Source organism: Paenibacillus rhizoplanae, from assembly GCF_042684125.1.
GTDB classification, from domain to species: domain Bacteria; phylum Bacillota; class Bacilli; order Paenibacillales; family Paenibacillaceae; genus Paenibacillus_AQ; species Paenibacillus_AQ rhizoplanae.
On sequence record NZ_JBHUKY010000033.1, the window covers coordinates 380,912 to 393,747 of the forward strand.

Annotated in this window: 11 protein-coding genes; 3 read left to right on the forward strand and 8 right to left on the reverse strand. The window is 55.3% G+C overall.

What is annotated here, in order from left to right; all coding sequences use genetic code 11:
• Positions 1-84: 84 nt before the first annotated feature.
• From ACFSX3_RS20520 to ACFSX3_RS20540, 5 genes are all read right to left on the reverse strand, one after another.
• Entirely contained in the window at positions 85-4,638 is a 4,554-nt protein-coding gene (locus ACFSX3_RS20520; protein ID WP_209987619.1) for a carbohydrate binding domain-containing protein, read from the reverse strand.
• 232 nt (positions 4,639-4,870) lie between these two features.
• Complete coding sequence (locus tag ACFSX3_RS20525; protein WP_036690502.1) at positions 4,871-5,080, reverse strand: hypothetical protein; 210 nt, start codon at positions 5,078-5,080, stop codon at positions 4,871-4,873.
• A 14-nt stretch (positions 5,081-5,094) separates the two neighbouring features.
• Positions 5,095-5,616, reverse strand: a complete 522-nt coding sequence (locus tag ACFSX3_RS20530) for a PRC-barrel domain-containing protein (protein ID WP_209987616.1) — start codon at positions 5,614-5,616, stop codon at positions 5,095-5,097.
• An 88-nt stretch (positions 5,617-5,704) separates the two neighbouring features.
• Positions 5,705-6,856 carry a cysteine desulfurase family protein gene (locus ACFSX3_RS20535; RefSeq protein ID WP_209987613.1) on the reverse strand — a complete coding sequence of 384 codons (1,152 nt, stop codon included), beginning with the start codon at positions 6,854-6,856 and terminating at the stop codon, positions 5,705-5,707.
• Positions 6,857-6,994: 138 nt separating this feature from the next.
• A complete protein-coding gene (locus ACFSX3_RS20540) occupies positions 6,995-7,459 on the reverse strand; it encodes a DUF523 domain-containing protein (RefSeq protein WP_209987610.1) in 465 nt (154 codons plus the stop codon).
• 101 nt (positions 7,460-7,560) lie between these two features.
• Here ACFSX3_RS20540 and ACFSX3_RS20545 point away from each other — a divergent pair, with 101 nt between their 5' ends.
• The 3 genes from ACFSX3_RS20545 (at position 7,561) to ACFSX3_RS20555 (ending at position 10,783) form a co-directional block, all read left to right on the forward strand.
• Positions 7,561-8,259 carry an SOS response-associated peptidase gene (locus ACFSX3_RS20545; RefSeq protein WP_209987608.1) on the forward strand — a complete coding sequence of 233 codons (699 nt, stop codon included), beginning with the start codon at positions 7,561-7,563 and terminating at the stop codon, positions 8,257-8,259.
• Between the two features lie 161 nt (positions 8,260-8,420).
• The gene (locus ACFSX3_RS20550) at positions 8,421-10,187 is read left to right on the forward strand and encodes an alpha-glycosidase (protein WP_209988475.1); all 1,767 of its coding nucleotides are present in this window, start codon (positions 8,421-8,423) and stop codon (positions 10,185-10,187) included.
• A 191-nt stretch (positions 10,188-10,378) separates the two neighbouring features.
• Entirely contained in the window at positions 10,379-10,783 is a 405-nt protein-coding gene (locus ACFSX3_RS20555; protein ID WP_209987606.1) for a GNAT family N-acetyltransferase, read from the forward strand.
• Positions 10,784-10,791: 8 nt separating this feature from the next.
• Here ACFSX3_RS20555 and ACFSX3_RS20560 read toward each other — a convergent pair whose 3' ends face one another.
• Genes ACFSX3_RS20560 through ACFSX3_RS20570 form a run of 3 tightly spaced genes read right to left on the reverse strand, consistent with a single transcriptional unit; the run spans position 10,792 to position 12,717 of the window.
• Positions 10,792-11,271 (reverse strand): hypothetical protein, encoded by a 480-nt coding sequence (locus ACFSX3_RS20560; protein WP_209987604.1) that lies wholly within the window; start codon positions 11,269-11,271, stop codon positions 10,792-10,794.
• Positions 11,268-12,527, reverse strand: coding sequence for a DNA polymerase IV (locus tag ACFSX3_RS20565; protein WP_209987601.1), 1,260 nt, complete (start codon positions 12,525-12,527; stop codon positions 11,268-11,270). The genes ACFSX3_RS20560 and ACFSX3_RS20565 overlap by 4 nt, the downstream gene beginning before the upstream one ends.
• On the reverse strand, positions 12,520-12,717 hold the full coding sequence (locus ACFSX3_RS20570) for a hypothetical protein (protein WP_209987598.1): 198 nt from the start codon (positions 12,715-12,717) through the stop codon (positions 12,520-12,522). Before ACFSX3_RS20570 ends, ACFSX3_RS20565 begins: the two co-directional genes overlap by 8 nt.
• Positions 12,718-12,836 lie beyond the last annotated feature (119 nt).

Below are 12,836 nucleotides of genomic sequence, written 5' to 3' on the forward strand. Positions count from 1 at the left end.
GTCCTCCATGTAATGATTATAGAAGTGTCTGCGTCCAGTCTAAATACCAAATCGTAAGCCTGAATAACAAAATCCAAAGCATGTTCAAGGTGCCGCTGCTGTTCCGTTATTCGTGAGCACAATATCATCCACGTTCACCGTCAGATGCCCGGTGCCGCCATCCTTAATATCTCCCAGCTCGAAGGAAATGCGGCCGATGGAGGTGCTGCCTCCGGCAACATCGAATTCTACGGTATATTCCTGATAATCGCTGCCCAGATCAACAATTTTGCTCGTATATCCGTGCCAGTTGTAGTTGTCCGCCACATCCAGCCAACCGATGCTGATATTCATTTTGCGTTCAGCTGATGCCTTGGCCTTGAAGGTGAGTGTATAATGATTGCCTTCGTTGTAAGCGATTCCCTCATAAAAGACCTGCCGGTCCCAGGTGTTCGTTCCGGTGGAGCCCACCTTAATCTGCAGCGCTTCATTCACATTATCAATAGTTAACTCCCCGTTGTCGGAGGAGTAGCTGCTCCAGCCCTTAAGCGGCGCCGAGAAATCGCCGTTTGGAATCAGATTCTCCCCGTAAGCCTCACCATCCAGCACCGGGCTTACCTGAAGCAAGGAGATATTGCCCAGGTTGACCGTATGCGCTCCGAGCTCTTCGGAAATCTTGCCCAGACTGAACTGGAGCACCGCTGCGGAATCCGTTGCCGGGGCAGTAAACAGATATTCATAGTGTCCTCCGGCTTCGCTGAGTCTCAGCTCCTGTTCCAGATAAGGAGTCCAGTTGCCATCGTCAGTCCCGTCATGCTGAACCAGCGCTTTAATATCCCGGGCCACCGAAGCATCCGCATCGAAGCGCAGCAGATATTTCTTGCCCTGCTCTACCGGGATGCCCGGCTGCTTCACCTGTACATGCCAAGCCTCCGTTCCCGTTCCGCCGAGGCTAACCTGCAGTGCTCCATACACCGCCTTCATTACAGTGCTCTTCCCCGGGTCATTGTCATCCCAGTCCTTCTTGTATAGCGTCCAGTTGTCGGTGGAAGCATCCTTGAAGCTGCCGTTCATCACCAGCTCACGGGACAGATCCAGCCAGGCCAGATTGTAGCCGCTGCCGCCAAGACGGATATAATAGCTTCCCGCAGGCAGCGCAAGCGGGGCTCCAACGATCGCCCGGTAGGATTGAAGACCTCCGGTGTTGCCAACTGCCGCGCTGTAGACAGATTCCGTCACCACATTCTGCTTGCCGGCATCCAGTACTGACAGCGTAAGCTCGGAATCCGCGAGCACACTAGATACTCGGGTAACCGGAACAATGCTTCCTGCCTGAGGCAGTACCACCTTATATTCCACATAGTCACCGTTGTCCATATCCGTGATATCCTTGCCGCCTTCACCGCTCGGAATCAGGCCGGTTCCTGAAGTTCTCCAGAACTGATCTCCCCGCAGATGCAGGTAGTTAGTGAGCACTGGCGGATCGGTCATCCGTACCAGTCGCACATTGTCAATCTCGGTCTGCCCCACAGCCGCGCCCAGAAGGAACGATAACGCAGCTTCTGTGCCGGACCCGCCGGACAGCTCAATTTCTGCCGTATAGCTCTTCCACTCCGGTGACAGAGTAAAGGTGGTTCCGTCAGGATAGACCGTCTGTCCACCGCTGCTGGCCAGCTTAATGCCAAGCGGCTGCGCCTCGGCCGATCTCGCATCGAAGGCAAGCTGGTAGACGGCTGCTGCGGACACAGGAATTCCTGCCTGGGTCAGCGTCACATCCTCCGGCGATCCTCCGGCCTTCTGCACATCCGCCCGGAACTCCCGCTTCATCATCGGCAGGGCAAGTGTATTGGTAACACTGGCCTTCGCCGCTGCTTCCGAGCCCTGCTTAACGGCAAAGCTCCAATATCCAAGCCGTGCTTCTCCCAGATCGAAGCCTCCGTTATAGATCAGGTTGCCGTCAGCAAGCGGAGTGCGTACTACCGGCGGCGCTTCTGTCTCTACCACCCTTACATTCGCGAAGTAGGCGGATATGTTGTTCAGACCCAGGTTAAACTCAAAGCGGGCATTATTGTCCGAAGCCTTCGCCATCGTAAAGCTGTACTCATACGATTGCCAGTCCGGTGTAAGCTGGAAATTGCGCTCCCCGGAATACGCCGTCCATCCGCCGCCGAATTCGGTCAGCTTGCTCATAAGCGGCCGGGCTGCGTCCGCTTTGGCATCGAAGGTTACCTTGTAGGCTTTGTCCCGCTCCAGAAGCAGCGGCTTCTGCGCAAGCTGAATGGAATAGTTCTGGGTTCCGGCCTCATGGACAGCAACCTTCACCGCCTTGCCCTTATCCTGATCCTCAATGACCGAGACGGTTCCGCTTCCGCTCTCATTCTCAATCAATTCCCAATATTCCGGCTGACCTTGGGCTGCTACAGCACCCTTGAAGTCCCCGTTGTAGATCTGATTCCCGTCTGCCAGGGCAGGACGCTGCGGGGTCGACAGTCCCGGATCCACCGGCCGCTTCCCTGTTACATCCGGCCATTGATCCAGGTTCTTGTATTTGTAGACCCGTACGTAGTCTACATACATTTTATCCGACTTGAAGTCGGTCTTCGGATTGCCCGGCCAGTCTCCGCCCACGGCCAGATTCAGAATCATATAGAACGGCCGGTCAAACGGAGCAGGGTACGTATAGTAATCCGGCTGGCCTTTGGCCATCGTTCCCCAGTCACTCGTCTCAAAATACATTTTATCGTCCACATAATACCGGATCAGGCCCGGAAGCCATTCCAGTGTGAAGTCGTGATAATCATCAGCGAAGGTCTGACCTTCGGGCAATACATAGGTTTTGGTCTGGCTAGTTTGCGGAATGTCATAGTGAATCGAGCCATGGACCGTTCTTGGATACAGATCTGCCCCAGGCTTGCCGGCAACTGGTCCCGTCAATTCCATAATGTCCATCTCGCCGCTTCCCGGCCAAGGTCCATACTGCGTCTCATCATCGGTTGGCATCATCCAGATGGCTGGCCACATGCCCTGTTGAACCGGCAGCTTGGCCCGTACGGTGAATTTGCCGTAGGTCCAGTCGCCCTTCATCTTGGAGGTCAGCTTGCCTGAAGTATAATTCTTCCCCCCGTAAGTCTGCTTCCGGGCTTCCAGCTCCAGTACGCTCTGCCCGCTCTCTGTGGCAAGCGAAGCATTGTCCGGGTGATAATATTCCAGCTCGTTATTGTACACCGTGCCGGTATCCTGCACATTCCATTTCGCCGCATCAATGGTCTGGCCGTCGAATTCGTCATTCCAGACCAGCTCCCACGGATTGTTCTGGGTTGGCGGAGTCGGGGTCGGCGTTGGGGTTGGTGTGGCAGCAGGCGTTGCGGTTGGCACCGGTGTCGCAGGTGAAGGTGTTGGCGAGGGTGTGTCACCACCGCCTGCATTCCCGCCGCCGCCCGCTTGGGCTGGGGCAGTAGTAGCCTTGGCACTTGCCTGCGCTGTAGCTCCTGTGCCGGACAAGTCCCGGAGCGTCTCGCCGGTCTTGAGCGCCTGGCCGTTCAGCAGCACACGGTCCGCCTGGTTCTCAAGCCGGCCGATCTGCCCCCGGCTCACGATCTCTGATCCGGCAGCGCCTGCGCCGATGACCACAGCCTCTGCACGGGAGCCCGCTCCGATCTCCACCTTCGCCGGCTTAAGCAATTCGATCCGGGCTGCGGTGCTGCCATCCTCCAGTACCATTCGTACCAGGGTGGTAAGCTTGTTCAGCTTGATCTGCCCCAGGGTGGATTGGCGGAACACCACCGAGTGGCCGCCTCCTCCTGAGATATGGGTCGTTCCCTGTACCTTGATGCCCGAGAAGGCAACTTCCCCTTCCCCTGCTCCGGCCGTCACGTAGAGATTGCCGCTGACGGTTCCGCCTTCGAGCTGCACATTCGCCCGGTTGACAATCACATTGCCGGACACCGCTCCAAGCTTCTGGCTTCCCTCGCCGGAGCTGATCCACCCGACCATCCGGCTCAGCAGCTCGGCCAGCTCGGCCCGGGTCATCTGCGCCTGCGGATTCAGCTTGCCGTCTGCATCGCCGCGCAGGTAACCGGCGCCAAGCATCGCACTTACGGCTTCCCGGGCGTAGCCGCTGACCGCCGCCGCATCAGACTGTGCAGCCAGCGCACCCTGAGAGCCCGCCTCCAGCGTGAACGCCCGGCTCAGCATAGTCACGGCTTCCTGGCGGGTAACAGCCTCTCCCGGCTGGAACCGGCCGTCCGCGTAGCCTTGAACAACACCTGCGGCATTCACGCGGCTGACATCCTTGCCATACCAGGAAGAAGCGCTTACATCACTGAATACAGCACTGCCTGAATCCGTGTAACGGAACACGCGGCTGATGATGGCGGCCATCTCTGCCCGTGAGACCGCTTGTCCCGGTCTGAATTGTCCTGCCTCGTCCCCCTGCAGAATTCCTGCGGCTGACAGCCTGTTCACTGCGGCCGAAGCCCAGTGCTGCTTCATATCGGCGAACCCTGCCGCCCGGGCAGCCTCTGCCCGGCCTGTACTTGCAGACAGCCTGTCTGCGTCTTTTCCGCTATCTGCCTGTGCTATTCCTGTAGTTCCCGGAAGCTGAATCCCTGACAGCAGCAATCCGGCAATCAGAAGCTTGGATATTCCTTTGCGGTACATCTGAACACTCCCCCTCGTGTAGAACCTTGTTGAATTCTGGACTCGCGCCAGTCGATTTCAGTATAGGGTCCGCATCCCGGAGACGACATACCAATTCCTTAGCCCGTATAACAAAGATGCAACTTTCGTAGTGACGGCAAAAAACCCAAATACCGGGCGGCTTCAAAAGCCACCCGGTATTTGGGCACGGCGAATCTATGTAACTGTTAGCCGGTTATGAATCAGGCAATGCTCAAGAGGAGGCGTGGATTTGCGGGAAATCCTGTGCAACCTCTTCACCCGAGAACAGATCGTCAAGCGAGCTGAGCGTGCCATCCTCTTCAACCTGATAAACCGACATTTTCTCGCCGTTGACCGTAAGTTCGATGAAACAGCCCCAGCAATAGAACTGGTGGGAGCCGATCTTGCCGATATCCTTGGAGTTGCAGTTTGGACACTTCATATAATACATTCCACCTATCCGTTAACAATATTAATGGCTTTTTGGAGCCGTTCTTCACTCATCGCGGGAACCAGTACCGATTCCTCTCCGATAGACATTCCTTCAGAACAAGGCAGCCATTTGCGGCCTTCGATCAAATCAGTTACAAGCCCGTCACTGATTTCCAGCGCTACTATTGTATTTCCCAACTTATGGTCAAAATAAACATCCGATATTCGCCCAAGCACCGTTCCCGATGCTGTAAGCACCTGCCTGTCCTTCAAATTGTTCTTTCCCAAGAGGAAAGTGTAGGATATATGGTCAGCATCGACCTTAATAATCGACTCTTTATTGCGGATCATGACAGCATCCTCGCCATAAGCGACAATATTATCCCATGCCACAACTTTCACAAGCCTTCCAAAAAAAGATTTGCTTTCCAGTTCAATACCCGTAATATTCCAGTTTGAATCCAGTCCGATATCGATTATTTCACCGACTTCAGTACCTTCTTCAACTTCGTATACAGTGAGGCCAATCATATCTTGAAGTTTCATGGTATCCAAAGTCCCCTCACCTTAAGTATTGCTTACGGATTCCCATGGGCAAGGGACCTCTTAAACGGCTGTCAGGTTACAAGGACGCCTAGTCTCTATTACGCAGCCGGTTCAGAACGGTTCCAACTTTCTGGGCGACAACCTGCATTTCTTCAATAGTATTACCCAAACCTGTACTAAAGCGAATCGCTGAGTTCAAAAGTTCTTCCGGAAGCTTCATTGCCCGGAGGACATGCGAGATTTCCAGAGATCCTGATGTACAGGCTGAGCCGCTGGCCGCCGCAATCCGTTCCATGTCCAGGTTCATCAGCAGCACATCTGTCCTGGCTCCGGGAAAGCTGATATTCAGAATTCCAGGCACCGTATGCTGTTCATTTCCGTTGACGACATATCTCTCTGCTCCGACCTGCTTGTCCAGCTCCTCCAGCAGCGTGCTGCGGAGCTCCAGAGCCCGCTCGTGATGACCCGGCAGCCCTTGCACAACCAGTTCAACGGCTCTGGCGAACCCTGCGGTATGAGCCAGACTCTCCGTGCCCGCCCGCCGGCCGCGCTCCTGAAGTCCGCCATGCTGTCTTGGCGTAAGCGGCGCCCCCCGCCGGACGTACAAGCCTCCAATCCCCTGCGGACCTCCGATCTTGTGGGCTGAGAAGCTCATATAGTCGACCGGCAGGTCGCGGAGCACCAGGGGCAATGTTCCCAGAGCTTGTACAGCATCTACATGCACAAGCACACCCCGTTCGGCCGCTAATCTGCCAATCTCTTCTATAGGCTGTACAGTTCCCACTTCATTATTCACATACATTATGCTAATCAGTACTGTATCCTCGCGCAGAGCCGATTCCACATCCTCCAGAGAGACACGTCCGGTAGAATCAACAGGAAGATAGGTGACCTCGAAGCCCTGCCCCGCAAGCTCCGCGCAGGTATGCAGCACTGCATGATGCTCGACCGCTGTAGTAATGATATGTCTACCCTTGGAAGCAGAAGCATAGGCTGCGCCGAACAGAGCGAGATTATCGCTCTCCGTGCCTCCGCTTGTGAAGACCCACTCCTCAGGGGAACAGCCCAAAAAGCCCGCGATTCTATCGCGCGCCCCATTTATAATTCTCTTGGCAGACCGTCCGAACTGGTGCACACTGGACGCATTGCCGTACTCGTTCAACAGCATATGATACATAACCGCTGCCACCTCCGGATGAACCGGTGTTGAAGCGGCGTGGTCCAAATAGATGGGTTTCATAACGAAATTCTCCGCTTCTTGGAATTCAGGATTTGCTTGCAGAACTACTTAGATTATACTGCTGAACAGCTTGTTTTACCACCTGTTAATAAACACAATATTGTAACATTTGTCCATGCTCAGCGCCCCGGATCAGCCCTATAATTCCGGCAAACGCGCAGCAAGCTCCTCCTCGGAGATCACTTCAATACCATGCAGCCGTAAAAGAGCTGTGGTCACCCCTTCTCCGGGGATTTTCCCGCCTGCAAATTCTCCGTTATAGATCCAGGAGCTGCCGCAGGAAGGGCTGTTCTCCTTAAGGACAACAAGCGTGGCAGCTAAGCTGTGTGCCTGCTCCAGCGCGGCATACGCGCCCTCTATATACATTGCTGTTACATCATTCCCTGCTCTGTCAACCACCCGGGCCCGCCCCTCCAGCACATCCCTGCCGTTGCCGCCTATAATCTCTGCCGGTTCTCTCGGGGTAGAGAAGCCGCCCAGCAGCTCGGGACATACAGCAACCGCCTGCCGGCTGTCCAGCAATTGCCTGATGCCCTGCTCCAGACAATCGGTTCCGTTATATCTGACCTTCATTCCTGCCAGGCAAGAGCTTACGATAATCAATGCCGCCGTCTCCCTTCGCAATCTTCCGTCTCATCTTATATAATGCTAAGGCAAGCTGTTCGGTCTGTAAACCATTAACTATCCAGGGAGGGATGAACCAAATGTGCGGAAGATATACGATCACCGTAACGCTGGAGGAGCTGATCGCCAAGTATTTCATCCGGGAGCACCCGCTCATCCAATATGCACCGAAGTATAACGCGGCTCCGATGCAGCATATTACCGCGGTCATTCATGACGGCACACAGAATAAGCTCGGCGAACTCCGCTGGGGACTGCTCCCTTCCTGGTCCAAGGAAGACAAGAACGCTGCCAAGCTAATCAATGCCCGCAGTGAGACCCTGCTGGAGAAGGCTTCGTTCAAAGGACTGGTGGCCTCCCGCCGCTGTGTGATTCCCGCAGACGGCTTCTATGACTGGAAAATCCAGGAAGGCGGCAAGCAGCCGATGCGGATTACGATGCGGGACGGGAAGTTGTTCTCTATGGCTGCTCTGTACGATATCTGGACCGCTCCGGACGGAGGAAGAATCTCCACCTGCACGATCATTACCACCGCCCCGAACCGTCTCATGAAAGACATCCATGACCGGATGCCGGTCATTCTGGATGCGGACGGGGAAGCGCAGTGGCTGGAGCGCAGCAACCGGAATATTCCCGCCCTGCTGAAGCTGCTGCGGCCTTACGATGCGGAGCAAATGCTGGCCTATCCCGTCTCCGCAGCCGTGGGCGATGTCAGGAGTGACTACCCTGAGCTGATCCGCAGAGCCGGGCCGGAGCCGGTGCAGGGCACCCTATTTTGACTACGGCCCTGAAAGTAATATCTGCTGTTTGAAACCTCCGGTCCAAGGGTATTAACTAAGGCTCATACCTCATAATATCCATCTACAATACGTATCACAGGAGGAATTTAAATATGGCTCTCAGCAGACAAGCAGCGTCCCAACCCTCATCCGGCTCCTCCATCGCGCTTGAATGTCTCTATCATTCTTCGCAGGGGAGATGGGCATATGCCTATAACAAGGACACCTTCCACTTAAGAATCCGCAGCAAAAAAAATAATGTAGACCGGGTATTCGCGCTGACCGGCGATAAATACGACTGGGAGCAGCATCATCAGGAGCTGAGTATGCGCAAGGTGGCTACTGACAGCTTCTTCGATTACTGGGAAGCAGAGATCTTCCCCGAGTTCAAACGTTTCTCCTATGGCTTCCGGCTGGAAACCGATCAGGAAACGGTATGGATGCTCGAATCCGGCTTCTTTACAGACGGGCTGCCTGCGCCTGCCGGAGGCTACTACGAAATGCCTTACCTCCATGAGGTTGACCTGCTCCAGGTTCCCGAATGGGCGAAATCTGCGGTCTTCTATCAGATCATGCCCGACCGGTTCGCTAACGGAGATCCGGCGAATGACCCCGAAGGGACGCTCGAATGGGGGGCACCGCCCACCTACGACAGCTATTTTGGCGGTGACCTGCAAGGGATGATTGATCATCTGGATTATATTGTGGAGCTTGGCGTAACGGCGCTGTATCTGACCCCGATCTTCCAGGCTCCCAGCAACCATAAATATGACACTGTTGACTACGGAACGGTCGATGCAAACTTCGGGGATCTCGATAAACTCAAGCAACTGGTGGACCTGGCTCATTCCAAAGGGCTTAAGGTGGTCCTCGATGCCGTCTTCAATCATACAAGCTCCGAGTTCGCACCGTTCAAGGATGTGCTGGAGCATGGAGCGGACTCCAAATATGCAGGCTGGTTCCATATCCATGATTATCCCGTTCAGGTGGTGGACGGCAGGGCCAACTATGATACCTTCGGCTTCTTCAGCGGAATGCCCAAGCTCAACACTGCCAACCCGGAAGCCAGGGATTATCTGCTGGATATCACCAAGTTCTGGCTCAAGGAGGTACACATCGACGGCTGGCGGCTGGATGTCGCTAATGAGGTGGACCATGTGTTCTGGCGGGATTTCCGCAAAGCGGTCAAGGAGATTAACCCGGAAGCGTTCATCATCGGTGAGGTGTGGAGCGACTCCCTCAGCTGGCTGCAGGGCGATCAGTTCGATTCGGTGATGAACTACCCCTTCTCTGACCGGCTGCTGAAGTTCTTCGGAGCGGACAACGACATGGATACGCACACCTTCGCCGCGCAGATCTACGGGTTGCTGATGCGGTACCCCCGGCAGGCGAATGAAGTGCTGTTCAATCTCCTGGCGAGCCATGATACCCCGAGAGTGCTCACCCGGCTGGGCGGGGACAAGCGGCGGCTGAAGCTGGCCATCACCTTCCTCTTCACGTTCACTGGTACGCCGTGTATTTTCTATGGAGATGAGATCGGAATGACCGGCGGAGATGACCCGGACTGCCGCAAATGCATGATCTGGGAAGAGGACCGGCAGGACCGGGAGCTGCTGCGCTTTTATCAGAGCCTCATTGCCCTGCGCAAGGAGCACGAGGTGCTGCGCACCGGCCAGTTCCGCTTCCTGCTGAGTGATCCGGGCAGCGGGGGCCTGGTGTATGAACGCTGGAATGAGCACACCCGCTTCACGGTCTGGATGAATAATTCCGCTGAACCGCTGACGCTGACGCAATCACTGAGCGGCGGAGCTTGGCAGGATGCCTTGAGCGGCGAGCCTGTGGAGCAGGATGGGCAGAAAATCCGCATGACGCTGGAGCCGCTGGAATACCGGATTCTGTATAGCGGACAAGCTGGCGGCGAAGCCTGATTACCTGCGCACCCGCACAATGTATGCTGTTTTTGGCATACATTCGGGCCAATCAAAGACAAAGACAAGCCCCGGGAAGGGGCTTGTTTGTTTATAGCTGTTTGTTACACCGAACCGGGTTACCAGTAGTGATATACTTTTGTAAAAACAATCGTTCTTCACACACTATTCAATGACAGGAGAGCCGCCGCATGAACATTAGAACCGCAACCGAAGCCGATTATGATTACCTCGCAAGCCGTGACCGCCATATCCTGAACTCACTTCTTCTCTCGAAAATAAACCAGCAGGAGATTTACATTCTGAGCGAGGACGGGCTGGACATTGGCTGGCTGCGTTACGGCTATTTCTGGGACCAGATCCCTTTTATGAATCTGCTGTGGATTGATGAGCCTTATCGCGGATCAGGATTCGGCAGACAGGCGGTGCAGCATTGGGAACAGGCGATGCAGGCCATGGGCCATAAGCAGGTCATGACCTCCTCAATGGCCAATGAAGAGGCCCAGCATTTCTACCGGAAACTGGGCTACCGCGACTCGGGCTGCCTGCTGCCGGACAATGAGCCGCTGGAGATTTTCTTCACCAAAGCGCTGTAGCTGATACACTAACTGCTCAAATGCTGGTTCTTCAGACCGGCTCCCAGCTCCGCTGTATACCTGGTCAGCCGCAGGCTGATCTCGGTGCGCATCACATCCCGGGTAAGTCCGAAGCGTTCCTGATAGCCCCGGCAAAAGATTTTGTAATACACCAGGAACTCCTCCTGCTCATCGGCCAGCACCCGGATATTATGCTGCTTCAGCTCCTTCTGCAGCTGGTAGGTATCCTGCATAATACGCTGCTGAATCGCCTGGCCGGCGATCATGAAAGCCCGCTTAAGGATGCTGCTCGACAGCTCAAGCTCCTTGAGGCTTTTGCTCACCATCGTATCCAGGTAAGGAAGCAGAATGAGGTCACGCACCATCGTCCGCTCCTCTACCGTAATCATTTTCCTGCCCTCTGTCCCCTGCTTCTGTTCATACTGCTGGACATGCTCTGTCATTAACATTTTGGATTTCCACCGCTCATTTCCGTCTAGCTTGCTCATTTATAGTGCCCCCCAATCTGCTGCGCCCGTTCCAGAGCAACCCCAGACTCCAGCAAAGAAGACGCGCGGATCAGCGCCCCGCTTCCGTACCGGTTCTTGATCTGATCAATAGCCCGTTCTCTGTTACTGCTCCGCATCCGGTCGTCGAACAAGGTCAGCTGCATCACGCTGTCATCCGTCAGCTGGGATATAGAGATAGTCAACCGGCTTATCGGCAGGCCGCTCCAATGATCCACGAATAGCCGGTAGGCTGCCGCTGCCACCTCATGGGTTAACGACGAAGGCTCCGGCAGTGTCGTCTGCCGGCTGTAGGCATTCGAGCTGTTGCCGTCTGTCTCTACTACCGCAACGGACACCACCGCTCCCATGTACCGGTACTTCCGCGCCCGCCGGCAGACCTCGATCACCAGCTCCAGCAGCACCACCTCTATCTCCGGCAGGCGGGTATACAGATTCCAGCGCAGCGCCTTCCCGTGGCCGACAGACTTCATCTCCTGGCGTATCCCGGTCACCACCGGGCTGGGATCGATACCGCGTGCGGTCTGCCAATAATATTCCGCTTGAATATCGCTCTGCTTGCCCAGAGTGGTGCGCATTCTCCGCTTCAGCTCGCCCAGCTCCATCCGGGCAATATCTCCAATAGTCGTAATGCCCATACGGTAGAAATTCTTGGTCATCCGGCCCGCCACCATGAACATTTCATGCACCGGACGCGGCCATAGCTCGGTCTCCAGATTATCGTAATCCAGCCGGAAGATTCCGCCCGCCTTCTTCTTGGCGAAGTTATTGGCCATTTTGGCGAGGATTTTGGACGGGCCGATGCCCACCCGGGTCCACACTCCGGTAGATAACAGAACATGCTGCTGGATCGAGTGAATCATCTCCGGCAAATCTCCTCCGAACACGCGCAGAGAGCCGGTCACATCCAGGAACTGCTCGTCGATGCTGAACGCCTCCACCAGATCGGTATACCCCTGGTAGATCTCTGAGATCAGCAGCGAGACCTGAATATACGTCCCCATCCGCGGCCGGATAACCACGAGATCCCGGCATTTCGTCAGGGCTTCCCCCACGCGTGATGCGGTAGTTACGCCATAGGATTTCGCAAGCGGGCAAGCGGCCAGGACAATCCCGTTCATCCGCGACGGATCACCCACAGCAACAGGCTGATCCGCATACTCGGGATGGGCGGCCTTCTCCACGCTGGCATAGAAAGACTGGCAGTCAGAGAGCAGAATGATCCGGTCCTTAGGCATACCTCCGCCCCCGTACCGGATGCCACGACAGGATGTTCGCGGTCAGGAATACGCGGGGCTGGCCGGTGCTCAGACAGGTAGCGCGAATCCGGCCGTCCCGAATCCCGCGCACCTCAATTTTCCGCTGAGTAATCCGGCCTGCCTTGTCCAGGTATATCATTTCTATAGTTTGGCCGATGCTCATCTTCATGATTGATCGCCTCCGGGCTCAAGTAGGAACATTTGTTTGTATTATAACCAGGATTAAGATTTTTAAGCAATGGTAAAATAGAACAGGTGTTCTCTTCAAGATAGGGTATGCTGATGCGG

Excerpts from the sequence above, each read along its gene's own strand:
- ACFSX3_RS20565 (WP_209987601.1), bottom strand. The coding sequence starts at position 12,527 with ATGCCTAAGGACCGGATCATTCTGCTCTCTGACTGCCAGTCTTTCTAT.
- ACFSX3_RS20520 (WP_209987619.1), bottom strand. The coding sequence starts at position 4,638 with ATGTACCGCAAAGGAATATCCAAGCTTCTGATTGCCGGATTGCTGCTG.
- ACFSX3_RS20570 (WP_209987598.1), bottom strand. The coding sequence starts at position 12,717 with ATGAAGATGAGCATCGGCCAAACTATAGAAATGATATACCTGGACAAG.
- ACFSX3_RS20525 (WP_036690502.1), bottom strand. The coding sequence starts at position 5,080 with ATGAAGTGTCCAAACTGCAACTCCAAGGATATCGGCAAGATCGGCTCC.
- ACFSX3_RS20555 (WP_209987606.1), top strand. The coding sequence starts at position 10,379 with ATGAACATTAGAACCGCAACCGAAGCCGATTATGATTACCTCGCAAGC.
- ACFSX3_RS20545 (WP_209987608.1), top strand. The coding sequence starts at position 7,561 with ATGTGCGGAAGATATACGATCACCGTAACGCTGGAGGAGCTGATCGCC.
- ACFSX3_RS20560 (WP_209987604.1), bottom strand. The coding sequence starts at position 11,271 with ATGAGCAAGCTAGACGGAAATGAGCGGTGGAAATCCAAAATGTTAATG.
- ACFSX3_RS20530 (WP_209987616.1), bottom strand. The coding sequence starts at position 5,616 with ATGAAACTTCAAGATATGATTGGCCTCACTGTATACGAAGTTGAAGAA.
- ACFSX3_RS20535 (WP_209987613.1), bottom strand. The coding sequence starts at position 6,856 with ATGAAACCCATCTATTTGGACCACGCCGCTTCAACACCGGTTCATCCG.